This window comes from Catenuloplanes indicus (assembly GCF_030813715.1).
Taxonomy (GTDB): domain Bacteria; phylum Actinomycetota; class Actinomycetes; order Mycobacteriales; family Micromonosporaceae; genus Catenuloplanes; species Catenuloplanes indicus.
In genome coordinates this window covers 367,979-390,822 of sequence record NZ_JAUSUZ010000001.1, presented here as the reverse complement: position 1 = coordinate 390,822, position 22,844 = coordinate 367,979, and the positions used below count along the sequence as shown (strand labels likewise).

Annotated in this window: 24 protein-coding genes and 1 pseudogene; 16 read left to right on the top strand and 9 right to left on the bottom strand. The window is 73.5% G+C overall.

From position 1 onward, the window contains the following. Positions 1-8 precede the first annotated feature (8 nt). Positions 9-2,792, bottom strand: coding sequence for an FAD-binding and (Fe-S)-binding domain-containing protein (locus J2S42_RS02180; protein WP_307234664.1), 2,784 nt, complete (start codon positions 2,790-2,792; stop codon positions 9-11). 16 nt (positions 2,793-2,808) lie between these two features. On the opposite strand from J2S42_RS02180, the gene J2S42_RS02175 reads away from it, so the two are divergent. Both J2S42_RS02175 and J2S42_RS02170 read left to right on the top strand, forming a co-directional pair. After that, the gene (locus J2S42_RS02175; protein WP_307234663.1) at positions 2,809-3,468 is read left to right on the top strand and encodes a GntR family transcriptional regulator; all 660 of its coding nucleotides are present in this window, start codon (positions 2,809-2,811) and stop codon (positions 3,466-3,468) included. Positions 3,469-3,607: 139 nt separating this feature from the next. Then, on the top strand, positions 3,608-4,819 hold the full coding sequence (locus J2S42_RS02170; protein WP_307234660.1) for a nitric oxide synthase oxygenase: 1,212 nt from the start codon (positions 3,608-3,610) through the stop codon (positions 4,817-4,819). Here the strand turns inward: J2S42_RS02170 and J2S42_RS02165 are convergent. Then, positions 4,814-5,326 carry a globin domain-containing protein gene (locus J2S42_RS02165; RefSeq protein ID WP_307234659.1) on the bottom strand — a complete coding sequence of 171 codons (513 nt, stop codon included), beginning with the start codon at positions 5,324-5,326 and terminating at the stop codon, positions 4,814-4,816. The genes J2S42_RS02170 and J2S42_RS02165 overlap by 6 nt on opposite strands. Before the next feature lie 311 nt (positions 5,327-5,637). Here J2S42_RS02165 and J2S42_RS02160 point away from each other — a divergent pair, with 311 nt between their 5' ends. Together J2S42_RS02160 and J2S42_RS02155 are read left to right on the top strand one after the other, a co-directional pair. Further along, entirely contained in the window at positions 5,638-6,222 is a 585-nt protein-coding gene (locus J2S42_RS02160) for a GNAT family N-acetyltransferase (protein ID WP_307234657.1), read from the top strand. Further along, a complete protein-coding gene (locus J2S42_RS02155) occupies positions 6,222-6,536 on the top strand; it encodes a hypothetical protein (protein ID WP_307234655.1) in 315 nt (104 codons plus the stop codon). The genes J2S42_RS02160 and J2S42_RS02155 overlap by 1 nt, the downstream gene beginning before the upstream one ends. 4 nt (positions 6,537-6,540) lie before the next feature. Here the strand turns inward: J2S42_RS02155 and J2S42_RS02150 are convergent, their stop codons facing one another. Both J2S42_RS02150 and J2S42_RS02145 read right to left on the bottom strand, forming a co-directional pair. Continuing rightward, a complete protein-coding gene (locus J2S42_RS02150; protein ID WP_307234653.1) occupies positions 6,541-7,314 on the bottom strand; it encodes an aminoglycoside phosphotransferase family protein in 774 nt (257 codons plus the stop codon). A 172-nt stretch (positions 7,315-7,486) separates the two neighbouring features. Next, complete coding sequence (locus J2S42_RS02145) at positions 7,487-9,253, bottom strand: ABC transporter ATP-binding protein (protein WP_307234651.1); 1,767 nt, start codon at positions 9,251-9,253, stop codon at positions 7,487-7,489. 120 nt (positions 9,254-9,373) lie between these two features. Between J2S42_RS02145 and J2S42_RS02140 the strand changes: the two genes are divergently transcribed. From J2S42_RS02140 to J2S42_RS02130, 3 genes are all read left to right on the top strand, one after another. After that, the gene (locus J2S42_RS02140; protein ID WP_307234649.1) at positions 9,374-9,796 is read left to right on the top strand and encodes a MarR family winged helix-turn-helix transcriptional regulator; all 423 of its coding nucleotides are present in this window, start codon (positions 9,374-9,376) and stop codon (positions 9,794-9,796) included. Positions 9,797-9,865: 69 nt separating this feature from the next. Further along, positions 9,866-10,540, top strand: a complete 675-nt coding sequence (locus tag J2S42_RS02135) for a hypothetical protein (protein ID WP_307234647.1) — start codon at positions 9,866-9,868, stop codon at positions 10,538-10,540. Further along, entirely contained in the window at positions 10,537-11,196 is a 660-nt protein-coding gene (locus tag J2S42_RS02130) for a DUF4166 domain-containing protein (RefSeq protein WP_307234645.1), read from the top strand. Before J2S42_RS02135 ends, J2S42_RS02130 begins: the two co-directional genes overlap by 4 nt. A gap of 4 nt (positions 11,197-11,200) precedes the next feature. Here J2S42_RS02130 and J2S42_RS02125 read toward each other — a convergent pair whose 3' ends face one another. After that, positions 11,201-12,007, bottom strand: coding sequence for an SAM-dependent methyltransferase (locus tag J2S42_RS02125; RefSeq protein ID WP_307234643.1), 807 nt, complete (start codon positions 12,005-12,007; stop codon positions 11,201-11,203). A 216-nt stretch (positions 12,008-12,223) separates the two neighbouring features. Between J2S42_RS02125 and J2S42_RS02120 the strand changes: the two genes are divergently transcribed. Beyond that, positions 12,224-13,021: a hypothetical protein gene (locus J2S42_RS02120; RefSeq protein WP_307234641.1), complete on the top strand. Its 798-nt coding sequence runs from the start codon at positions 12,224-12,226 to the stop codon at positions 13,019-13,021. 21 nt (positions 13,022-13,042) lie between these two features. Here the strand turns inward: J2S42_RS02120 and J2S42_RS02115 are convergent, their stop codons facing one another. Then, on the bottom strand, positions 13,043-13,606 hold the full coding sequence (locus J2S42_RS02115) for a TetR/AcrR family transcriptional regulator (protein WP_307234639.1): 564 nt from the start codon (positions 13,604-13,606) through the stop codon (positions 13,043-13,045). 81 nt (positions 13,607-13,687) lie between these two features. On the opposite strand from J2S42_RS02115, the gene J2S42_RS02110 reads away from it, so the two are divergent. The 5 genes and pseudogenes from J2S42_RS02110 to J2S42_RS02095 all read left to right on the top strand — a co-directional run bounded on the left by J2S42_RS02110 (position 13,688) and on the right by J2S42_RS02095 (position 16,706). Continuing rightward, positions 13,688-14,776: a saccharopine dehydrogenase NADP-binding domain-containing protein gene (locus J2S42_RS02110; protein WP_307234637.1), complete on the top strand. Its 1,089-nt coding sequence runs from the start codon at positions 13,688-13,690 to the stop codon at positions 14,774-14,776. 131 nt (positions 14,777-14,907) lie between these two features. Beyond that, positions 14,908-15,342 (top strand): DoxX family protein, encoded by a 435-nt coding sequence (locus J2S42_RS02105; protein ID WP_307234635.1) that lies wholly within the window; start codon positions 14,908-14,910, stop codon positions 15,340-15,342. A gap of 33 nt (positions 15,343-15,375) precedes the next feature. Continuing rightward, positions 15,376-15,774: a hypothetical protein gene (locus tag J2S42_RS02100; RefSeq protein ID WP_307234633.1), complete on the top strand. Its 399-nt coding sequence runs from the start codon at positions 15,376-15,378 to the stop codon at positions 15,772-15,774. Positions 15,775-15,958: 184 nt separating this feature from the next. Further along, a pseudogene (locus J2S42_RS42165) lies at positions 15,959-16,231 on the top strand (hypothetical protein); the annotation flags it as partial. 49 nt (positions 16,232-16,280) lie between these two features. Beyond that, positions 16,281-16,706, top strand: coding sequence for a hypothetical protein (locus J2S42_RS02095; protein ID WP_307234632.1), 426 nt, complete (start codon positions 16,281-16,283; stop codon positions 16,704-16,706). 391 nt (positions 16,707-17,097) lie between these two features. Here J2S42_RS02095 and J2S42_RS02090 read toward each other — a convergent pair whose 3' ends face one another. Beyond that, positions 17,098-19,962, bottom strand: coding sequence for a M36 family metallopeptidase (locus tag J2S42_RS02090; RefSeq protein ID WP_307234630.1), 2,865 nt, complete (start codon positions 19,960-19,962; stop codon positions 17,098-17,100). Positions 19,963-20,351: 389 nt separating this feature from the next. Between J2S42_RS02090 and J2S42_RS02085 the strand changes: the two genes are divergently transcribed. After that, positions 20,352-20,744 (top strand): hypothetical protein, encoded by a 393-nt coding sequence (locus J2S42_RS02085; protein WP_307234628.1) that lies wholly within the window; start codon positions 20,352-20,354, stop codon positions 20,742-20,744. Further along, positions 20,723-20,950 (top strand): GNAT family N-acetyltransferase, encoded by a 228-nt coding sequence (locus J2S42_RS02080; protein ID WP_307234626.1) that lies wholly within the window; start codon positions 20,723-20,725, stop codon positions 20,948-20,950. The genes J2S42_RS02085 and J2S42_RS02080 overlap by 22 nt, the downstream gene beginning before the upstream one ends. Before the next feature lie 277 nt (positions 20,951-21,227). Here the strand turns inward: J2S42_RS02080 and J2S42_RS02075 are convergent, their stop codons facing one another. Together J2S42_RS02075 and J2S42_RS02070 are read right to left on the bottom strand one after the other, a co-directional pair. Continuing rightward, a complete protein-coding gene (locus J2S42_RS02075) occupies positions 21,228-21,803 on the bottom strand; it encodes a mycothiol transferase (RefSeq protein ID WP_307234624.1) in 576 nt (191 codons plus the stop codon). Positions 21,804-21,854: 51 nt separating this feature from the next. Continuing rightward, on the bottom strand, positions 21,855-22,181 hold the full coding sequence (locus J2S42_RS02070) for a TraR/DksA family transcriptional regulator (RefSeq protein ID WP_307234621.1): 327 nt from the start codon (positions 22,179-22,181) through the stop codon (positions 21,855-21,857). A 110-nt stretch (positions 22,182-22,291) separates the two neighbouring features. Between J2S42_RS02070 and J2S42_RS02065 the strand changes: the two genes are divergently transcribed. Then, entirely contained in the window at positions 22,292-22,837 is a 546-nt protein-coding gene (locus tag J2S42_RS02065; protein ID WP_307234619.1) for a TrmH family RNA methyltransferase, read from the top strand. Positions 22,838-22,844: the final 7 nt, after the last annotated feature.

Below are 22,844 nucleotides of genomic sequence, written 5' to 3'. Positions count from 1 at the left end.
CCGTCCGGTCAGCGGTCCAGCAGCTGCGCCAGGTGCACGGCCGGGCGGTCGCGCAGGTCGGCGACCTGGGTGCGGCAGGAGAAGCCGTCGGCCAGGACCACCGCGTCCGGGGCGGCGTCCAGCGCGGGCAGCAGGTTCTGCTCCGCGACCGCGACGGACACCTCGTAGTGGCCGATCTCGACGCCGAAGTTGCCGGCCAGGCCGCAGCAGCCGGCCAGCCGGGTGACCGTGGCGCCGGTCGAGGCGAGCAGGTCCGCGTCGCTCTTCCAGCCGAGGACCGCGTGGTGGTGGCAGTGCGGCTGCGCGACCACGGTGGTGCCGGACAGGTCCGGCGGCGTCCAGCCGGGGGTCTGCGACAGCAGCTCGGCCAGTGTGCGCACGGCACCGGCCACGGCCGCCGCGTCCGCGTCGCCGGGCAGCAGTTCGCGCACGTCGGAGCGGAGCACGGCGGTGCAGGACGGCTCGATGCCGACGATCGGCACCCCGGCGCGGGCATCCGGGGCAAGAGCCGCCACGGTACGGGCGAGGATCTTCTTCGCCGAGTCGAGCTGGCCGGTGGTGATCCAGGTCAGGCCGCAGCACACGGACCCGGACGGCAGCCGCGGCTCGTACCCGGCGGCGCGCAGCACCCGGACCGTGGCGTCCGCGACCTCGGGGGAGAACGCGTCCGAGAACGAGTCCGCGAACAGCACGACCGGCGTCCGCGCGGTCGTCTCCGGCCGGAACGTGCGCCGGAACGGCTTGCGGGCGAACGCGGGCACGGACCGGCGGCCGTCCACCCCGGCCAGCCACAGCGCGAGCTTGCCGACGCCGGGCAGGCGCACGCCGAGGTTCGCCAGCCGTGGCACCCACCCGGCCAGCCGCGCCCAGAACGGCAGCTTGCCGAGCGTGTAGTGGGACCGTGGCCGGATCTTCCCCCGGTACGTCTGGTGCAGCACCTCGGACTTGTAGGTGGCCATGTCGATGCCGGTCGGGCAGTCCGACGCGCAGCCCTTGCAGGACAGGCACAGGTCCATCGCGTCGTGCACGGACGGGTGCGACCAGGCCAGCTCGCCGCGCACCACCTCCTGCAGCACCCGGGCCCGGCCGCGGGTGGAGTCCTTCTCCTCGCGGGTGGCCAGGTAGGACGGGCACATCACGCCACCGGCCGCGGAGTTGTCCGCGCGGCACTTGCCGACGCCGGTGCAGCGGTGCACGGCCTGGCCCAGGTCACCGTCGTCGTGCGGGTACGCCATGGCGAGCTGCTTCAGCGGGAACCGGCCGGCCGGGCGCACGTCCGCGTCGATCGGGTCCGGGTCGACCAGCACGCCCGGGTTGAGCAGGTTGTCCGGGTCGAACGCGGCCTTCACGCCGGCGAACAGCGCGATCGCGTCCGCGGAGTACATGTGCGGCAGCAGCTCGGAGCGGGCCCGGCCGTCGCCGTGCTCGCCGGACAGCGACCCGCCGAACTCGCCGACCAGCTTCGCGGCGTCGGTCAGGAACTCCCGCATGATCTTCGTGCCGCCGGGCTGGTCCAGCGGCAGGTCCAGGCGCACGTGCATGCAGCCGTCGCCGAAGTGCCCGAACGGCGCGCTCGTCATGTCGTACGACGCGACCAGCTCGTCGAACCGGGCCAGGTACGCGCCGAGCTTCTCCGGCGGCACGGCCGCGTCCTCCCAGCCGGGCCAGGCCGGCCGGTCCGACGGGGCGCGCCCGGCCAGACCGGCGCCGTCCTCCCGGATCCGCCACAGCCGGGCCTGGGTCGCCGGGTCCGTGACGACCAGGCTGGACGCGCCGATGCCGTCGGCCGCCAGCTTCCGGGCGCGCGACTCGACCTCGCCGGCGTCGTCGCCGGCCAGCTCGACGAACAGCCAGGCGGCACCGGACGGCAGCGGGGGCACCGCGTCCGGGCCGCGGCGGGCGCGCAGCACGTCCAGCAGGCGGGAGTCGAGGCCCTCGCAGGAGGTCGGGCCGTGCGCGACCACGGCGGGGGAGGCCTCACCGGCCGCGACGATGTCCGGGAAGCCGAGCACGACCACCACCCGGACCGGCGCGTCCACGACCAGCTTGACGGTCGCCTGCGTGATCACGGCGAGCGTGCCCTCGGAGCCGACCAGCGCGCGGGTCAGGTCGAAGCGCTCCGGCAGCAGGTGCTGCACCGCGTAGCCGGAGACCTGCCGGCCGAACCGGTCGAACTCGGTGCGCGCGGTGGCGAGGTGCCGGCCGATGGTCTGCCGCACCGCGCCGAGCACCGCATCGGCACCGCGGGCGAACGCGCCGCTCGCGTCGTACCCGGTGACCAGTTTGTGACCGGTGGCGGTCAGCAGCTCGAGGCCGGCCACGTTGTCGGAGGTGCGGCCGTAGGCGAGTGACCGGGAGCCGCACGCGTTGTTGCCGATCATGCCGCCGATCGTGCAGCGCGGGTGCGTCGACGGGTCCGGGCCGAAGCGCACGCCGTGCGGCGTCACGCCCTTCTGCAGGACCGCGTGCACGGTGCCGGGCTCGACCACCGCGGTCCGCGCCTCCGGGTCGACGCTGAGCACCCGGTTGAGGTGCCGGGAGAAGTCGAGCACGATGCCGCGGCCGACCGCGTTCCCGGCGACGGACGTGCCGGCGCCGCGGCTGGTCAGCGGCACGCCGGTCGCGCGGGCCACCTCGAGCGCGGCCGCGACCTCGTCGGAGTGCCGCGGGCGGACCACGGCCAGCGGCGGGATGCGGTAGAGCGAGGCGTCGGACGCGTACATGCCACGCGTGCCGGCGTCGGCACGCACCTCGAGCCCGGCCCGCTCCAGCGCCGCCACTACATCAGTCATAGGTAACATGTTACTCGTGCCCCAGCTCAGCCTGCCGCCAGAGGCCCCCACCCTGGCCGACGCGGTCGCCCGCGCGGTCCGCGACGGCGTCGCCGCCGGCCAGCTCGTGCCGGACACCACGTACTCCGTCTATCAGCTGGCCGAGCTGCTCGGCGTGTCCCGCAGCCCGGTCCGTGAGGGGCTGCTCCGGCTGGCCGAGGCCGGCCTGGTCGAGATCCGCCGCAACCGCGGGTTCCGGGTGCTGCCGCCGCGGGTCGCGGACGTGGAGGAGATCATCGGCATCCGGCTGGCGCTGGAGCCGGACGCGGCACGCCGGGCCGCGGTCGACGGCACCGACGAGGCGCACGCGGCGGTCCGGGCCGCGCTGGACGAGATGGCCGGCGCGGCCGCGCGCGGCGACGAGCGCGCGTTCTGGGCCGCCGACCGCGCGCTGCACGACCTGCTGCTGCGCGCCGCCGGCAAGCCCCGCACCGCCGCGGTCATCGACGGGCTGCGCTCCACCACCGCGCTGCTCGGGCCGCCCACCACGGCCAGCGGGCGCACGCTCGCCCAGATCCACGCGGAGCACGAGCCGGTCGTGGCCGCGGTCCTGGCCCGCGACGGCGACGCCGCGTTCACCGCCATGCGCGCCCACCTCGACGCCACCGGCGCGCTGCTCGTACAGCGGGCTGCGTAACCTCTCCGAAATAGAGTTTCCGCCGGTCGCGGCCACTTCGGGCGGTGCGGGCCGATCCCGTCCGCTTGACGGTAATCTGTCGGAAATTTACGATCCTCATCGCTCTTAACACGATCTAGTGCGAGACGGTGGGACAAACGTGGGTACACCCGGCTATCGGGACCATCCCGTCGACGACTGGGATCCGGACGCGCCGATCGACGAGGCGGAGGCCGAGGAGTTCCTGCGGCAGTACCACGCCGAGAACCCGGGCGCCGGCGACGTGACGGCCCGGCTGGCCGAGGTCCGCGCGGAGATCGCGGTCACCGGCACGTACGAGCACACGCTGGACGAGGTCACCTACGGCGCGAAACTGGCCTGGCGCAACGCCAGCCGCTGCATCGGCCGGCTCTACTGGCGCAGCCTGCACGTGCTGGACCGGCGCTCGGCCCGCACGCCGCACGAGATCTACGCCGGGCTGGTGCGGCACCTGGAGATAGCCAGCGGCACCGACGTCCGCCCCGGCGCCCGCGCGGTCCGTCAGGGCGCGATCCGCCCGGTGCTCAGCGTGTTCGCCCCCGCGAAGCCCGGCCGGCCGTACGCCCGGGTGTGGAACGACCAGCTCATCCGGTACGCCGGGTACCGCATGCCGGACGGCACCACGCTCGGCGACCCGGCGCAGGCCGACTTCACCGAGTCGATGGAACTGCTCGGCTGGAAGGGCGAGAAGACGCCGTTCGACGTGCTGCCGCTGATCATCGAGGCGCCCGGGCACGGCCTGCACATGTACGACCTGCCGGAGAACGTCGTCCTCGAGGTCCCGCTGACCCACCCGGACCACGGCTGGTTCGCCGAGCTGGGCCTGCGCTGGTACGCGGTGCCGGCGATCGCGAACCAGCGGCTGCGGATCGGCGGCGTGGAGTACCCGCTGGCCCCGTTCAACGGCTGGTACATGGGCACCGAGATAGGCGCCCGCAACCTGGCCGACACCGACCGCTACGACCTGCTCCCGGTCGTCGCGCAGCGACTCGGCCTGGACATGACCTCGGAGGCGACGCTGTGGCGGGACCGCGCGCTGGTCGAGCTGAACCGGGCGGTGCTGCACTCCTACCAGCGGGCCGGTGTGAAGATCAGTGACCATCACACCGAGGCCGCCCGGTTCCTCGAGCACGTGCGCCGCGAGCAGCGGGCCGGACGCGAGGTGCCGGCCGACTGGAGCTGGATCGTGCCGCCGATGTCCGGCGCGGCCACGCCGGTGTTCCACCGCTACTACCACGAGGCCGACCAGCGCCCGAACTTCTACCTCGACGAGGAGGCGCGGCTGCTCGCCCGGTACGGTCACGCCCGGGCGAGCACACCGCAGCACTCATGACCGCTGGCTGAGCATGTGCGCGGCCATCCAGTCGTAGACCCAGATCCAGGCCGCGCTGGTCGACGAGGACCAGTCGTCGGAGACGTCGCCGACCGCGCGGACCAGCGCATGCCCGACGTACGGATAGTGCTCCGGCAGCACGCCGTACCGGTCCGCGTGGTGCGCGCCGAGCCGGTGCAGCGAGCGCTCCATCTGCGCCGCGTACCGGTCCGGCTCGACCAGCGCGCGGATGCCGTCGAGCAGCGCCCGGCACAGCTTCTCGTTCTGCGCGGTCATGTCGTCCGGGAACATCGCCCGCACACCCGGGGCCATCGCGAACAGGTGCCGGTAGAACGCCTCCGCCAGCGCGACCGGGCGTTCGGCCACCGACGCGGCCGTCCGCTGCACGATCTGCATGGCCTCGGCGTCCGGCCGGGGATGACCCCCCGGCGCACCCGACGGCGCCCGGGAGACGCTCGCCGCGTAGACAGCTCCGGTGCCGCGGCCCGTACCTCCGAAATCGATCACCGATGCACTATAACGTCCGCTCTCGATAGGTTGTGCGGCTGTACATCGTTTTTGTCCGAAAACGCGGGTCGACCAGGAGTTTCAGCGACGTTACGGCGTGCCGGACCGTCCACACCGGACGTATGCGCGGGCTCGCCGACCGTACCGGCGGAAATGGATTGTCCCCGGGCCGGGGGTGGTCGACGATGCGGGGACGCCGCTGCGCCGGCATCGTCCGTCGGAGAGACCATCCCGGCTCTGCGCGCGGGGCTCTCGCCGCGATGGTCGAGGGTATTTCGTTCGACGTGACGCGGCGATGGAGGATCCGGAACGTGACTGCATCCGTGCGGTATCGACTGCGGCCGGCGACCGAGGCCGATCTGGACCGCCTTCTCGCCGTACTCAACGGGGCCGTGACGTGGTTGCGGCAGCGAGGCGTGGACCAATGGGGCGGAGAACCGTGGCACGCGGCCGAACTCCGTCCCGGCCTCAAGGCGGGCGCGCTCTACCTGGCGGAGAGCCGCGAGGCCGTCCCGGTCGCCACCATGACCCTCGACGACGTGGCCGACGAGGACTTCTGGAGTCCGGAGGACGACCTGTCCGCCGCCCTCTATCTGCGTCATCTCGCCGTCGACCGGGCCTTGAGCGGACGCGGCATCGGTTCCTGGATGCTCGGCCAGGCCGCACGGCACGCCGCGCGACGCGGCAAGGAGTGGCTGCGACTGGACGCGTCGAAGACCAACACCCGGCTGCACGCCTACTACCGTCAGCAGGGATTCCAGCAGCTTCGCACCGTTCACGTGCCGAACCGGGCGTCCGGCGCACGGTTCCAGCGATGTGCGGCGAGCCGGCCGGCATCGGCCGCACGGCCGATCTGCCCGGAGTGCCGGCCCGGCACCGGTTACGCTCGCCGGTGATGGCACATGAGGATGACGCCGGGCTGGTGAGCGACCGGTTTCCGCGGTTCGCGGCCGAGCTGGCGGACGCGCTGCGCGCGGCGGGCGAGGGGCGGCTGGCGGATCAGGTGGCCGGGCTGCGCGTCGTCCAGGAGTGCGGTTGCGACGACGACTTCTGCCGGAGTTTCTACACCGCGCCGCCGCCGGACGGAGCGTACGGGCCGGGCCACCGCTGCGTCACGCCCACGCCGGAGCGGGCCGGGATGTTCGTCCTCGACGTGGTCGACGACGAGATCATGTACGTCGAGGCGCTCACCCGGGCCCGGCTGGACTGACCGCTCACCCGCCGAACAGGTCGCGGTGGCGGACGCTCCACGCGATGTGCGCCTCGGTCGCCGCGACCGTGCCGTCCGTCAGCCACGAGGCCTGCGGCTGCTGCCCGTCCGCGGCGAGCCGCCGGACCAGCGTGAGCACCTGCCGCTGCTGGGCGATCACCTCGTCGGCCAGCCCGTCGAGCGAGGTGAGCCCGTACGCGGCGGCGAAGATCTCCAGGCGGCGGCGCCGGTCCGGCGGGACCGGGTGGTGCATCGACCGCGCGCTCTCCGCGTCGTCGCGGAACGGCGCCACGTACTCCAGCGCGTAGGCCACGTCGAAGATCGGCCGCCGCGGCCCCGCGTGGTCCCAGTCGAGGATGCCGACCGGCCGGGTGCCGCGCCACACCAGGTTCCACGGCCCGAAGTCGCCGTGACAGATCAGCTCACCCGCGTGCCGCGGGACCGGACCCGAGGACCAGACCGCGCCGGTACGGGGACGGAAGCCCGCGACCGCGTCATGGTAGTCGCGCAGCAGCCGCGCCATCGCCCGCAGCCCGGCCTCGTCCACCACCCGCGCCCAGCCGTCGCCACCGGAGTCACCGTCGAGATAGGTCAGCACCTCACGGCCCTCGTCGTCGACCCCGAGCACCCGCGGAGCGTACGGAAACCCGACGTCCGCCAGGTGTCGCAGCAACTCGTGCACGGACGCCGACCACGGATGCATCGGCCGCCGCACGGTGTCACCGACCCGCACCACCCGCCGGTGCACACCCTCCTGCAACACCTCGTGCTCCGCCACGCGCCCGACGCTACCGCCGCCCCACCAGGTCCGGCGACCGGTATCGAGCCACACCCGCGGAACCAGCCGGCTGGCACGTGCAAGTGACTGCCTCGGAGGAACGGGCGTCCTCGCTGAACCGGCAGCGCTCGAGAACGTGCGGGTGCCGCGCCGCGATACCGGATGGCCTCGGTCAGCCGGCCAGGGCGGCGTAGCGGCCGTTGCGGGCGAGCAGGGCGGTGTGGGTGCCGGATTCGATGACGCGGCCGTGGTCGATCACCGCGATCTGGTCGGCGTCGCGCACGGTGGAGAGGCGGTGGGCGATGGTGACGGTGGTGCGGCCCTCGGCGAGCGTGTCGAAGGCGCGCTGGACCGCGCGTTCGGTGGACGTGTCGAGCGCGGAGGTGGCCTCGTCGAGGACCAGGATGCGGGGGTCGCGCAGCAGCGTGCGGGCGATCGCGATGCGCTGCTGCTCGCCGCCGGAGAAACGGTAGCCGCGGGAGCCGACGACCGTGTCGTACCCGTCGGGCAGGGTCTGGATGTGGTCGTGGATCCGGGCGGCGCGGGCGGCGGCCTCGATCTCGGCGTCGGTGGCGTCCGGTTTCGCGTAGCGCAGGTTCTCCCGGATCGTGGTGTGCAGCAGGTACGTCTCCTGGCTGACCACGCCGACGATGCCGGCCAGGTCGTCGAGGCGCAGGTCGCGCAGGTCGACGCCGTCGATGGTGACGCGGCCGGAGTCGGGGTCGTGCAGGCGCGAGACGAGCGCGGCGAGCGTGCTCTTGCCGGAGCCGGTCTCGCCGACCAGCGCGAGGCTGCTGCCGGCGGGCACGTCGAGCGTCACACCGGCCACGGCGGCGGTGTCGCTGCCGGGGTACGCGTAGGTGACGTCCTCGAGGCGCAGGTGGCCGCGCGGGTGCGGCAGCGTGACGGGCGACACCGGGTCGGCCACCTCGATCGGCAGGTCCAGGTACTCGAAGATGCGGGCGAACAGCGCCAGCGACGAGGTGATCTGCACGCCCACGCTGAGCAGGCCCATCAGCGGCCGGAACAGGCCGTTCTGCAGCGCGGTGAACGCGACGAGCGTGCCGATGCTGACCGTGCCGGCGCTGCCGGGCAGGCCGGCGGAGAGGTAGATGAGCGCGGGGATCGCGGCGAAGATGATGCTCATCGTGGCCATCCGCCAGCGGCCGGCCAGCTCGGAGCGCAGCTCCAGGTCGATCAGCCGGGCGGACGAGCCGGTGAACCGGGCGATCTGGCGCGCGCCCGCGCCCATGGTCTTGCTGAGCCGGACGCCGCTGACCGACAGGCCCTCCTCGATCGTGACGTTCAGGTCGGCGAGCTCACGCTGCCGTTCGGCGACGATCTCGCGGCGCATGCCGGCGACCTTGCGGGTGAAGTAGATCGCCGGCGGCAGCACGACCAGCGACGCCAGGGACAGCTGCCAGGACAGCGCGACCATCGCGACGATCGTGGCGACCGCGGTGGTCAGGTTCGCCGCGACACCGGCCGCGGTGTTCGTCACCACGGTCTCCATGCCGCCGATGTCGTTGGTGATCCGGGACTGCACCTCACCGGTACGCGTGCGGGTGAAGAACCCGACGGACTGCCGATGCAGGTGGGTGAAGACGTCGACGCGCAGCCGGTGCATGACCTCCTGGCCGACGCGGGTGGAGATCCAGGTCTGCACGACGCCGAGCGCGGCGGTCACGGCCGCGACCGCGATCATGCCGACGACCAGCCAGGACAGCAGTGTCAGGTCCTGCCGCGGAAGCGCGACGTCGATGACCTCGCGGAGCAGGAACGGCGACGCCATCCCGACCACGGCGGAGACCACGATGATCGCGATGACGATCGCCAGGGGCCTGCGGTGCGGGGTGAACAGCGCGGCGATGCGGCGCAGCGACACGGCGCGCGCCTGGGCCCGGTCGGCCTCGGAGGGTTTCCGTTGATCTCGGGGCAAAGCGTTCTCCCTTATTGCTGAGGTAACCTCATCATGAGGAGACAACCCCATCTCCCGCCACCGCTATTCCCGGCCGGGCGGGCACCACGGCGGCGGGTGCGGGGATGGCAAGCTGTCCCCGTGCCCTCACCGTCCCCTGACTCGCTCAATTCGCTGCCCGAGCTGTTCTGGGCGGTCGCCCGCCGGCTGCGGCACGCCAGCCGGGAGACGCTCGCGCCGTTCTCGATCACGCCGAGTCAGTCGCGGGCGCTCGGCGTGCTGTCGCACCACGGCCCGCTGCGGCCCAGTGCGGTCGCGGAGCATCTGCACATCGCGCCCCGGTCCGCGACCGAGGTGATCGACGGCCTGGAGGCGCTGGGGTACGCGGCCCGGCACCCCGACCCGGACGACCGGCGTGCCACGCTGGTCTCGCTGACCGACGCCGGCACCGCGGCCGGCGAGGCGATCAAGGCGGCCCGCCGCGCCGAGGCCGACCGGCTCTTCGGCGCGCTGCCGGACGACGACCGCGCCGCGCTGGACCGGATCCTGCGCACCCTGCTCTGACCCCTCTTGAGCATCTGCTCAAAATCTCGTACCCTCCGTTTGAGCAACTGCTCAAACGGGGAGGCCGGCGTGCGTTCGATCTATGTGGAAGCGGTGATCGCGGCACCGCTGGACGACGTCTGGGCCGCGACCCAGGACCCGGTGCGGCACTGCCGGTGGGACGTGCGCTTCGGGCGCATCGACCCGGTGCCGGGCACCGCGCCGGCCGAGTTCCGCTACGTGACCGCGGTGCTGCCCGGCGTCGAGATCGGCGGCTACGGCGTGCACGCCGGACAGCGCGACCGGCCGGACGGCACCCGCACGTCCGCGCTGCGCTTCGGCTCCGCCGACCGGCGATCGCCGATCGGGGACGGCCGGGGCTACTGGCGGTACATTCCGGTCGCGGGCGGCGTGCGGTTCCTGACCGGATACACGTACACGGCGCGCTGGCCCTTGATCGATCTGGTGTTCCGCCCGGTGTTCGGCTGGGCCACCGCGTGGTCGTTCGACCGGCTGCGCCTGTGGCTGGAACGCGGCGTGCCGCCCGAGCGCGCACTGCGCAATGCCTGGCTGCAGGTGATCGCGCGGGTGGCGGGCGTGGCCGGCGCGGCCGCGGCCGGTGCGCACCCGGTGCTCGTCGCGCTGACCGCGCTCACCGCCCTCCTGCTGCCGCCCGGCCGGCACACGCCGGCCGCCCGCCGCTGCCTCCGCCGCCCGTCCGACCGTCGCGCCGCCACCGCGCCCACCCTGCTGGAGACACTGTGACCGCCATCTTCGCCCGCGCGCTCGGCGCCGACTTCGACCGCCTCCACCCGCGCATGCGGGAACGGTTCGGCGCCGCGCACGGCTGCGTCGGCACCGGCGTGATGGACCGCATCTGGCGCGGCCCCGCGTTCGTCACGCCGTTCCTGCACCTGGGCACGGCCCGGCACGTGCTCTTCCCGGAGACCGGCACGGACGTGCCGTTCACCATCGAGAACTACGTCTACACCGACTCGTACGGCCGGCCGACGCTCACGTTCGTGCGCACGTTCGAAGTCGCGGCCGCCCGCCGGCGCCGGTTCGACGCCACCATGGTCTACAGCGAGAGACGCCGGGTGCTCGTCGACTACCTGGGCACCCACCAGCACATCGCGGTCGACCTGCACCTGAGCGTGGACGACGCCGGTGGCCTGCACATCCGCAGCGGGCTGCAACGGTTCCGCGGCGGTGTCCGCTGCCCGCCGCTGATCAGCGGAGAAGCCCGACTGCACGAGTGGTACGACGAGGAGGCCGGCCGCTTCCGGATCGAGGTCACCGTGGCGAACCGCCGGTTCGGGCCGATCTTCGGCTACGCCGGCAGCTTCACCACGCAGTACGTCGACGCGCACGCACCGGTCCCGGCCGCGGTCCGGCCGCTGCGCGAGAACCCGCGCGAGTGAACCGTCACGGCTTCCGGGCGACCGCGCCGTACATCGCGATGTCCTTGTCCTCGACGCCCTGGTCGCCGGTGCCGTCCGGGCGCCACTTGTGCACCTGCACCAGGCCCGGCTCGCACAGTTCCAGCCCGTCGAAGAAGCGCAGCGCGGTGGCCCGGTCGCGGAAGATCAGCTTCTCGCCGAGCCGGTTGTACTCCCGCTGCACCTCGGCCAGCGGCACCGGATCGAACTCGTCGGTCGCGATCGACATCGCCAGGTAGCTGCCGGACGGCAACACGTCCAGCACCTGCCGGACCACCCGCAGCGCCTCCGCGTCGTCCTCGATGAAGTGCACGATCGCGATCAGCAGCAGCCCGACCGGCTCGGTCAGATCCAGCGTCGCGCCGAACTCCGGCGCGGACAGGATGGTCCGCGGGTCCCGCATGTCCGCGTCGACGTAGGCGGTGCGGCCCTGCACGGTGCCGAGCATCAGCGCCCGCGCGTGCGCCAGCACCAGCGGATCGTTGTCCGTGTAGACCACCCGCGCGGCCGGATCGACCTGCTGCACGATCTCGTGCAGGTTCGGCGACGTCGGCAGCCCGGTCCCGATGTCCAGGAACTGCCGGATGCCGCACTCGGCCGCCAGGTAGCGGGCCACCCGGTGCATGAAGTCCCGGTTGGCCCGCATGTGCGGCTTCAGCGCCGGCCAGATGCGCAGCGAGTTCTCCCCGGCCTCCCGGTCGACGGCGAAGTTGTCCTTGCCGCCCAGGATGTAGTCGTAGATCCGCGCGCCGTGCGCCCGATCCGTCTGCAGATCCTCACTACGACGTTCCATCGCGAACCCTCCCAGAGCCGGCGTCCCCGCGACCTTACACCGGCTCTCGGTTCTACTGTGGACGGCACACCGTGTCGATCATGGGTTCGAGGACGGCGTTGCTGGCGTTCAGCGACGGAGATTCGCGCCCCTGGCTGCGGACCACGGCGCCGGAGCGCCGCCCTGTTCCCTGAGCAGGGACTGGCCGGCCGGTACGGCGCGCGGCACCGTGGACGGATGAACCCGGACGACGGCTCGCTGGACGACGAGACGAAGGCGGCGGAGAACGATCCGGAGAAGGTGCGCGGCTGGACGGTCACCGCGCTGTTCCTCGGCCTGGTCGGCGGCGTGTGCAGCCTGCCGGTCCTCGGCTGGCACCCGCGGTACGACCTGTCCGTCGTCGCCGCGCTCGCCGGCGCCGGGCTGGTGCTCGGCCTGTGGCTGCGCCGCGCCCGGGAGGACGACCCGGACCTGCGGCGGTCGCTGTGGTACGTGGCGCTCACGTGCGGCGGTGTGGCGCTGCTGATCCAGCTGGTGGTGCTGAACACGCTGCTCGACGCGGTCGTGCCGCGGCTCGACGCGCTGCTGCTGATCAGCGGGGCGGTATTCACCGGCATCGTGGTCGGTTCCGCCGAGGGGCTGGTGGAATTGCTGATCGTGGGCCTGACCGGCCTCGTGATCGGCGGTCTGCTGCCGATGTGGGTCCCCGGCACCCCGTACGATCCGCTGCTGTCCTTCCTGGCCGTCATGGTCCCGATCGTCGTCGGCGGAACCCTGCTGCCGCTGCTGCTCGAGCGCAACCCGGGCGGCCTGGTCGCGGCCGGCCTGCTCGCGGTCTTCTGGACGGTCCTCGGCCGGCAGCCATGGGCGGCGCCGGCGTTCCGGCCGTGGCCGTTCGCCGTGCTGGCGGTGATCGGCGCGCTGACCCTCGTCCGGGTCTGGTTCGGCCGCTGGCCGGCACCGCAGCGCACCAAGTTCGCCACGCTGCACGCGCTGGCGACGCTGGGCGCCGGAGCAGTCGTCGTCCTGTACTGATCACGCGCGGGCCCGCCGCGGTCAGGTCTTCAGGACCGCCCGGAGTGTGGTGAGGGTGTCGTCGATGATGTCGGCCAGCGGGCGGGAGTCGTCGCGGTCGAGCCATTCGTCGACGGAGACGAAGAGCAGCGTGGTGCCGGTCTCGGCGAGCAGGGCGGCGGTGGTGGCGGGGAGGCCGCGGGCGAGGAAACCGGTCCGGACCACCTCCCGTAGGATGCCGCGTTTGCGCAGCTCGCGTTCGCGCAGGCCGTCGTCGGTGCGGATGATCTCGCGCAGCGCGCGCAGGTGGGCGCGCTTCGGCTCGAAACGGGCGGTGGCGACCGCGCGCAGGCCGTCCAGGATCAGCGTCAGCGGGTCGGTGCCGGGCGGTGCGGTGATCAGCAGCTGTTCCGCGGCCTCGGCGGCCTGGTCCTCGGCGAACAGCACCTCGCGCTTGTCGGCGAAGTGGCGGAAGAACGTGCGCGTGGTCAGGCCGGCGCGCGCGGTGATCTGCGGCACGGTCGTCGCGGCGAACCCCTGCTCGGCGAAGAGCTCGAGCGCCGCCTGCTCCAGTCGCTGCCGTGCGTCCGGCTCCCATCGTCCCACGCCCCGATTCTAGTGATGACACGACGTGTCATGGCGCGCTACCGTGATGACACCTCATGTCATCACGGAACGGAGACGTGCATGGAGACCTGGATCCTGGGCGGGACCGGCCGCAGCGGCCGGGCGATCGCGGCCGAGCTGGTCGCTCGCGGGGTGACGCCGGTGCTGGCCGGTCGCGACGCGGCGGGCCTCGCGCGGGTCGCCGAGGCGGTCGGCGGCGGTGCCCGTACGGTGCTCGCGGGCACGGTCGAGGCGATGGCCGGGGAGATCCGGCGGCAGCGGCCGGCCGTGGTGATCAACACGGTCGGGCCGTTCGGCGCGACCGCCGTACCGATCGCGCGGGCCTGTCTGTCGGCCGGTGCGCACTACGCCGACCTGGCGAACGACGTGGCGTCGCTGTCCGCGGTGCTGGCGCTCGACGACGCCGCGACCGCGGCCGGGCGCACCGTGGTGACCGGTGCCGGGTTCGGCGTGACCGCGACCGAGAGCGTGGTGGTGGCGCTGTGCGCGGGCCGGCCGGCACCGGCCGAGGTGCGGGTGCACATGATCCCGTCGCTGGCGATGGAGGCCGGTACGGTCGGCGAGGCGCTGGCCGCCACGATGCTGGACGGGCTGCCCGGCGTCGAGGGCGGGCGCCGGTTCCAGGGGCGCCGGTTCCGCGGCGGGCGGCTGGCACCGGCCCGGCTCGGCGGCGACGCCACCCGGCTCACGCTGCCGGACGGGACCGGGGTGCGCACCGTGGGCGTGCCGCTCGGTGAGCTGGTCGCGGCGCAGCGGGCCAGTGGCGCGCCGGACGTGACCGCGTCGTCCAGCGAGCTGGCGCCGCTGCGGCACGTGCTCCCGGCCGCGTCCGCGCTGCTGGAGGTCGCGGCGCTGCGCCGGTTCGCGGTCCGGCGGCTGGCCCGCGTGCGGTTCGCGGCCCGGCCGCGGCCGCGGGCGCACTCCTGGGGGTACGCGCGGGTGCGCTGGGCGGACGGCACCGTGCGGGACGGCTGGCTGCGGGTGGGCGAGGCGCAGGGCTACACCGGTGCGGTGCCGGCCGAGGTGGCCCGGCGGCTGCTGGCGGGGGAGGGGCGGCCGGGCGCGTACACCCCGGCGGCGCTGTTCGGCCCGTCGCTGGCGGAGTCGTGCGGCGGCGAATACCTGCTGCCGGCCGGCGCGGGCCGGTAGCGGCCGGGCGAGTCACACCCGGCGGCTACGGATCCCGGCGTTCCACATGGCATTCATCATATCGACTTACATCTATATCTATGACACCCTGTGGAGATCGCGGTGGGTAACCGATCTCATGCTAGGGAGTAATGATGTTCGACCGACTGTCCGTACCGGTTACGACCTTGTTTCGGGTCGTCGTCGGGCTGATCTTCGCGGTGCACGGCTCCGCGACCGTGCTCGGACTCTTCGGCGGCAGCCGCGGCACCGGCGAGGCGATCGCGGCCGGCACCTGGCCCGGCTGGTACGCCGGGATCATCCAGCTCGTCGCCGGCACGCTGGTCGTGGTCGGCCTCGGTACCCGGATCGCGGCGCTGCTCTGCTCCGGTTCGATGGCCTACGCCTACTTCGTGGTGCACCAGCCGGACGCGCTCGCCCCGGTCGCCAACGGCGGCGAGTCGGCCGCGCTGTTCTGCTGGTCGTTCTTCCTGATCGCGGTGCTCGGCCCGGGCCCGTACTCGCTGGACGCGCTCCTCACCCGGCGCAGCCGGGAAACCGTGCCGGCGCTGCAACCGGCCGCCTGACTGATCGTTCGATCAGGTACGAGGAGGAGGCGGATGAAGCGTTCCCGGACGGCCGGTGCGATCGTCGCGGCCCTGGCCCTGTCACTGATCGTCGTGCCCGCCACCGCCGTCCGGGCCGCGCCCGCGGACCCGTTCCGGGTCGTCGACCCGCAGCGCTGGGCGAACCCGGACCACATGACGTGGGACGACTACGTGCCGGTCCCGGGCGCGGACCGGCCGGCCACCGGATCGGTGCGCAACTTCCGGATCGCGCTGGTCACGCTGGACTACCCGGACCAGCCTTTCGTGGTCACCCAGGCGCCGCACTCCACGGTCTTCGGCAACCCGCAGCCGAGCGCGTCCGGCATCGCCCGCGCGGACGTGCCCGCGTTCTACCGCGACTTCCTGAACACGCCCGGCGCGCTCAACCGCGGGCACACGCTGCACGCGTAGTGGATGGAGGACTCGTACGACCGGTACGGCGTGGACCTGACCGCGTTCGGGCCGTACGAGATGCCGCACCCGGCGCACCAGTACGGGATCACGAACGACATGAACCCGGGCGCGTGCCCGGCCGGCGAGACCTGCAACCGCAACCTGCGCACGGACGGGCTCGGCGCGTGGCGCGCGGACGTGGGTGCCGTGGCCGACGGCTTCGAGCTCGTCCTCATCCTCTCCGCCGGGCAGGACGAGTCGTCCACCTGGCAGGAGTTCGGCCAGATGCGGTTCACCGGACCGGACGCGGTCCGGGTCCGGGTTGGTGGTCGCGCGGGTGACCGCCCGGGCCGTGGCCACGCCCGGCCTGAACGGGCTGAACATCGCGCTGGACAGCGACCGTTCGCCGGCCTGCTCGATCACCGCCGACGTGCGCTGCGGCGGCTACGACAACTACACGGTCGAGGTGGTCGACCGGATGGGGGCGGACTCGTTCACCCCGGACGAACCGGCTGCACTTCTACGTGCTCGACATCCAGCGGACCGCCGGCCGCGTGCTGTCGTACACGGTGGCGGTCCGCTCGCTGGACGGCGCCGGCACGTCGATGCGCGGCGCCGCGCTCGCCCCCGGCCGGCAGACCGCGCCCGCGGCGTGCAGTTTCACGCTGACCGACACCGGGCGGTACGTGCCGGGCGGCACCCATCCCGAGGACGCCACCGCCTACCTCGGCTCCGACGTGTACCGGCTCTCCGCCTCCGTCGACGGCCGCGGCTGGCGGGCCGGGCTGCCGCACGCGCTCACGGTCGCGCGCGCCGGTGAACGCACCACGGTCACGGTCGCGGTCGGCGCGGCGCGCGGTGCCGCCCGTACCGCCGAGGTGTTCCTGAACGCCACGTCCGAGAGCGACCCGGCCGTGACGGTCACCCGGCGCTGCCGGGTCCGGCGCTAGCGTGCGCACCTCGACATCGCTGAAGTGCGCACCGTACGGTGCGTTCTCGTCGCCGGGGGCGCCGCGCCTGACTCGGCCGGGTGCGTACCCGCAGCCCGGCCACCGGTATGCCGAGCGGGGCCAGCCGGTCGCGGAACAGCCCGGTCATCCACGCCCGCAGGCGCTCGCGGTCGCGTATGCCGTCGTCCTCGAACGGGACGCCCTCGTGGTCGGCGAGCAGGTACAGGTCGGGCGGCCGGGCAGCGGCCGGCACCGCCGGTCAGGTGCTGCCCGGTAGCGGCGTTCCCGGACCGCGGTGGGTGACGGCGGTGCCGTTCAGCCGGTCCAGCACGGTGGGGACCCCTCTCCCGGCTTCATCATCCGGCAGGACAACCAGGAGAGGGGTGGTGCGTCACCGTCCGTAGGCCTGGAACTCCGCCACCCGGACCTGGTCGCGGAACGCGCTGTTGGTGGCGCAGTCCGTACCCGCGGCGGGGTCGTTGTCCTGTTCGCCCGCGTAGCGGGGGTTGCCGGTGCACTGGCTGTGCAGCACCTCGAGGCGCAGGTGCGTGGCCTGGGTCGGCGGGATGCGGAACGTGCGCAGGTTGAGCGACGGTGCGTTCGGCCGGAAGGCCGGTGCCGGGAACGCGTCCCGCGGGCTGATGTACACCTTGCGGAACCCGGCGTCCGTGGTGCAGTCCGCGCCGCGGGTCGCGTCGCACGCCCAGACCGCGAACGAGCGCAGCGCGGAGAACCGGTTCTGCGGGTTCGCCGGGTCCGCGTCCGTGGTGATCGCCGGGCGCAGCAGCGCGCTCACGTTCACCGACGTGATCAGGCGCCGGTCGTCGCCGGCCAGGTCGACGGTGAGCGCCTGCCCGGCCACGCCGGTCAGTGACGCCCAGTTCGTCGCCTCGGTGTCGTCGATGAGCTTGTCCAGGTTGACGCCCGGGCCGGTGATCGTGGCGCCGGACGCGGCCGAGGCCAGGTTCGGCTTCAGATCCACCCGCAGTGTGTCGGCACGGCCGGGCCGGAACGAGGCGGACAGCCGCTGGTGCCCGTAGCCGGCGCCGACCGCGACGAAGTCGAACGTCACACCCGGCACGATCTCGAACGTGTCACCCAGCGGCGTGGCCGGGTCGGTGTCCGCGATCGGCGTGACCCGGGCCTCGTACCGGCCGATGAAGATCTGCACCGGGGCGGCCGCCTTGACGGTCACGGTCGCGTTCCGGGTCTGCGGCGAGGCGAAGCTCGGCACCGGCTGCGCGTCCGACGGCCCGCTGGTCGCGTCGCGGCCCATGCCGGACTCGGCGAACACGTCCCACATCAGCTTCTGGTTCGCGCCGCCGAACCGGGCCAGGTCGGCCGCCAGCATGTTGTCCCGCATGTCCAGCATGCTGAACTGGCTGCCGGCCTGGAGCAGGAACGAGTCGAACATCAGCTGCATCCAGCGCCGGTTGCCCGGGCAGCGGGACGCGTCCACCGTGCCCTCGGCGCAGCGCTTCTGCAGGTCCGGCGTGCCGTCGCCGTACCGGTGCAGGAATGCCTTGCGCAGCCGGAGCTGGATCGCGCTCCAGATCTCGCCGTCCGCGTGCACCTGCTGGCCGACCATGTCGTAGGCGACGTCGGAGAAGTTCAGCGGGCTGCGGCTGGCATCGTAGTTGCGGATGCCGTTGGTGGTGTTGCCGGTCACGTACGCGCCGGTGACGAACGGGGTGTCGCCGGCCGCGCGCAGCCCGTTCTCGTACAGGTACTCCATCGCCAGCAGGTCGCTCCACGACTCGCCCATCGAGCCGCCCTGCACCGAGCCGATCCCGGTGTCCGGCCCGGCGATCATCCGGTTCGTGATCGCGTGTCCGTACTCGTGCCCGATCACGGTCATGTCGTAGTCGCCGTCCACGCACGGCGGGTACGCCGAGCCCGCGATCGGCTGCCACAGGTACATGTTCGTCACCGGCGGCAGCCCGTCGCGGCCGGTGGACTGGTTCGCGTTGTTCCGCGACCCGGCCAGCGCGCCGGACTGGGCCCGCCCGGTCTCCGGGTCACCGCCGAGCCCGGCCCCGGACGTGTTGACCAGCTGCATGTTCCACGCCGACTCGGTGAAGCCCAGGTGGTACGACCAGTCGTGCATGCGGTTGTGCATGGCGAACAGGTTCGCCACCGCCGCGTCGGCGTCGTTGCGCTCCGGCGACGTGTAGACCGCCGGGTCGCACTTCGCCTCGTTCCACTGGTCGGTGAACGGGTACGTGTAGTTGCGGTCCTCGCGCGGCGTGGCCGGGAACGGCGTGCTGCCGCCACCCCAGTTGACCGTGTTCGTCGCGGAGTTGCCCCGGGTGGTGAACGTGGGCGCGCCGGTCGTCGGGTCGACGTCCCACGGCGCGCCGGTGTCCGCGGTCGCCACCGTCCGCGAGCAGCCCGGCTTGGGTTCGAAGCACCACAGCGCGCGCTGGTTGCGCTGGTTCGGCGTGGACGGGAACACCGCCCAGGTCGGGTTGTCGGAGTCCGCGTCGACCAGGTCCTCGCGCACCAGGATGCCGCCGGTGCGCGCGTCCACGTAGGTGGTCACCGCGATCGGCGTACCGGCGGTCGACGTGGCGGTCACCGCGAACGCGGTCCGCGGCCCGTCCGCCGGCGTCGGCACCGCCACGGTCTGCACGCTCGTCTCCGTACCGGCCGGCAGGTGCACGTCCGCGAGCGCGGTGGCGATCGCCTGCGCCTCGGTGATCGTGGCCGGTTCCGGCGCGGACGTGTCCCGGGCCAGCGAACTCGTCACCCGCAGCACCGTGCCGCCCTTGATCAGCAGCGTGGCCAAGCCGTCGAAGCCGGCCGGCAGCGCGCCGTAGCGCTGGCGCAGCGTCACCACGGTCGCGTCGCCGAGCGGTCGTTGCAGCATCACGTCCATCGCGTCGACCGAGGCGGCGTCCAGCCCGTACCCGCCGGTCCGCAGGTAGGCGCGGGCCGCCGCGACCGGGTCGGCCGGGAGCCCGGTCGCGAGCTCGCCCGGCCCCTCCGCGCGCGGCGTGCCGAGCGCGTTGAAGCGGGTGTCCGGCGCGGCGCCGCGCTGCCGTGCGTCCGGTGCCACCACGCCGGTGCGGTTGTCCAGGTCGAGGCTCAGGTGCGTGTGCTCGGCGTCGCCGGGCGGCGCCGCGTCGCGCATCGAGGTCCCGGCGCTGGCCGGTGCCGGGTCCGGCTCCAGGACCGCGAACATGCTGGTGCCGAGCATCAGGGCGACCGCGCCCGCGGTCACCCGCCGTCCCCTGTGGTCTGAGCGTCTGCGCACGATCGTCCCCTAACCCCCGCGCCGCCGCGGGCCACCATCCGATTGCGCGATCTAGATGCGTGAATACGCGATCGCCGCCGACCGCACAAGGCCCGATCGATGCCGGGTACGTTTCAGCGCCGCGTCACCGCAGCTCAAGGCGCTTGCCGCAGCGGGTGGTATGGCCAAGCTGTTATGGCCGCCGGGTACGGGGTTGACGTGCGGTTGCGGTGCTGGAGAGCTTGCCCGGCCGCACGCGAGGTGCGGCTGTCGTGATGAGGGAATGACGCCTGTGATCCAGGTCGGCCAGCGGGCCGCCTGACCCGTCCGCCGGGGTGTGCCCGGCCGGCGCGAGGTGGGTGCGGCCCGGCGTGATTCGTCGTTCCGTCTCCCTCGATAGAGGTCTCATCGTGCATCTGGATCTGCGTATCCAGCAGTCCGTCGTCGCCCCCGGCCTGGAATCCCTGCTGGCCGCGGCCGGATTCGGGGTCGAGGCCCGGCACGACTATCTGATCTGCGAGCCCGGCTCGCTCAACCCGCCGTCATCCGCTCCGTCCGGTTCCGAGATGGCGTCCGGTTTCGTGGTGGCGGGCTTCGAGGTGCGGGAGCCGCGGGGTGACGCGGAGCGGGTGGCGCTGGCGGCCGCGCAGAACGAGGCGTTCGGCGGTGGCCCGGTGGCCACGGCGGCGGACGCGGCTCGGCTGGAGCGGGTGCGGGCGCAGGGTGGCGTGGTGCGATGGCGGTCGCCGCGGACGGTACCTGCGCCGGTGGCGGGCTCGCGGTGGCGCCGCACGACGGCGTGAGCGAGCTGGCCGGGATCGCGGTCCGGCCGGCCTTCCGCCGGCGTGGGCTGGCGGCCGCGATCACCGCCGGCATCACCGCCCGGCTGCACGCCGCCGGTGCCGACGTGCCCTGGCTGGAGGCCACCGGTCCGGACTCCGGCCGCATCTACGAACGCCTCGGCTACCGCGCGGCCGGCGAACGCCTCTACCTGGCCCTCGCCGGGTAGCCCGGCTCCGCTCGCGTCAGGCGCGGCACGATTCACCCGCGCCGCGCCTGACGCGCATGCCGTCGCCGCGGCGTCCGACCGGCGGATCATCGTTGCCGCGCCTGACGCGTGGGCGTCGCCGTCGGGTCCACGAGACGGACACCGAGCCGGCACGTGCCCCGGGTTCGGTCTTGCGGCCACGGATCCGGAAGGGAGGCCGCCCGCGGCCGACCGGGGCCCGCGGGAGCATGCGGAACCCGCGCCGCCGGAAGCGGGAATATCAAGCTCTGCAAGCTCTTCAGGGTCTGCAGCCGACCGGCGGGTCGCCGGACACGGCCCGCCAGCCCGGGGGCGGGTCCTCGCCGGTGCGGCCGTCGACGGCTTCGCGGAGGAGGTCGGCGTGGCCGGTGTGGCGGCCGTACTCCTCGATCAGGTCGCAGAGCAGGCGGCGGAGCGAGGCGTGGGCGCCGTCGTCGCCGGCGATGTGGGCCGGCTGGCCGAGGCCGCCGGTGGCCAGTGCGGACGCGAGGCGGTCGCGTGCGTGGCGGACCTCGTCGTCCCAGTGGGCGTAGAGCCGTTCGGGCGGGTCGCCGGCGGCGGAGGTGAGCGTCCAGTCGTGCGGGTGCTCCGCCCACGGCGAGCCGGGGGAGGAGCCGTGCAGCTTCCAGGTGAACGTGACCGCCTCGACCGCGGCCAGGTGTTTGAGCAGGCCGCCGAGCGTCAGCGTGGACGCGCCGACCGTGGTGGCCAGCTGGGCGGCGTCGAGCCCGTCGGCCTTCCAGCGGAACGTGGTGCGCAGCCGGTCCAGCATGCCGGCCAGGTGGCCGGCCTCGTCCCCGGCCAGCGGCGGTTCCCATGGGGTGTCGTCGGTCATGCTGTCACCGTAGGGTGCGACGCCGTCGGGGCGGTGGGAAACGCGGGTCCGCTACGCGCAGGAGATGCAGAACCGGGCGAACGGCCGGGCGGCCAGGCGTTCCGCCGCGATCGGCCGGCCGCACCGCTCGCAGACGCCGTAGCTGCCCGCGTCCACCCGGCGCAGCGCGTCGTCGACCTCGGCGATCCGCTCCCGCGCGGCCGCGAGCAGCGCGGTCAGCTGGGCGCGCTCGAAGCCGATCGTGGTGCCCTCCGGGTCGTGCTCGTCGTCCGCGTTCGAGTCCCGCGACGCGGCGAACAGCGCCTCCAGGTCCGCCGCGAGCCGCGCCGCCTCGGCCGCCGTCCCGGCCCGCAGCCGCACCAGCTCGTCCCGCACCACCCCCGCAGCGTAGCGGCACATCCGTGGCCGGTTGGTGTAGTCTCACTGCGCAATCTTCGATCCGTCGATGGCCCGCGTGCGCCGCGAAGCACGCCGCAGATGACTGTCGAATGCTGGAGCGCCGCCGCTCCCGTGCGGTGAACGCCGCGATCCGGGTGCGTACGCCCCGGGAGATCCGATCGGCCCGCCGTCCCCGCGCGCACCGCTGCTGGGGGCATCTGGTCGCCGCGCCGCTCTGGCCGATGCACGGCGCCAACCTCGGTACGCTGCTGCGCACCTGCGACGCGGTCGGCGCGTGCCTGGCGGTGCCGCCGTTCCGCTGGGTGGACGAGGCACTGGCGCGCGGCAACACGCTGCGCCGGCCCGCCTGCGTGCACCGGGTCGGGAACCCGCTGCGCTGGCTGGCCGAGGAGCGGCGGGCCGGCGCGGCCGTGCTCGGCGTGGAGCTGGCCGACGAGGCGGTCCGCCTCGCCGACCTGCCCGCCGCCCGCAGGCGGACCGTCATGGTGCTCGGCCACGAGGCCACCGGCATTCCGCCGGAGGCACTCGACCTGCTGGACGGCGCCGTGGAGATCCCGATGATCGGCACCGGCTCCAGCCTCAACGTCGCGGTGGCCGGGTCGCTCGTGCTGTACCGCCTGGCCGGGCTGGTGTGACGTGAGC

Coding starts and splice junctions, on each gene's coding strand:
- J2S42_RS02180 (WP_307234664.1), bottom strand. CDS start 2,792: ATGACTGATGTAGTGGCGGCGCTGGAGCGGGCCGGGCTCGAGGTGCGT.
- J2S42_RS02155 (WP_307234655.1), top strand. CDS start 6,222: ATGGCACATGAGGATGACGCCGGGCTGGTGAGCGACCGGTTTCCGCGG.
- J2S42_RS02125 (WP_307234643.1), bottom strand. CDS start 12,007: ATGGAACGTCGTAGTGAGGATCTGCAGACGGATCGGGCGCACGGCGCG.
- J2S42_RS02120 (WP_307234641.1), top strand. CDS start 12,224: ATGAACCCGGACGACGGCTCGCTGGACGACGAGACGAAGGCGGCGGAG.
- J2S42_RS02110 (WP_307234637.1), top strand. CDS start 13,688: ATGGAGACCTGGATCCTGGGCGGGACCGGCCGCAGCGGCCGGGCGATC.
- J2S42_RS02105 (WP_307234635.1), top strand. CDS start 14,908: ATGATGTTCGACCGACTGTCCGTACCGGTTACGACCTTGTTTCGGGTC.
- J2S42_RS02100 (WP_307234633.1), top strand. CDS start 15,376: ATGAAGCGTTCCCGGACGGCCGGTGCGATCGTCGCGGCCCTGGCCCTG.
- J2S42_RS02075 (WP_307234624.1), bottom strand. CDS start 21,803: ATGACCGACGACACCCCATGGGAACCGCCGCTGGCCGGGGACGAGGCC.
- J2S42_RS02065 (WP_307234619.1), top strand. CDS start 22,292: ATGCTGGAGCGCCGCCGCTCCCGTGCGGTGAACGCCGCGATCCGGGTG.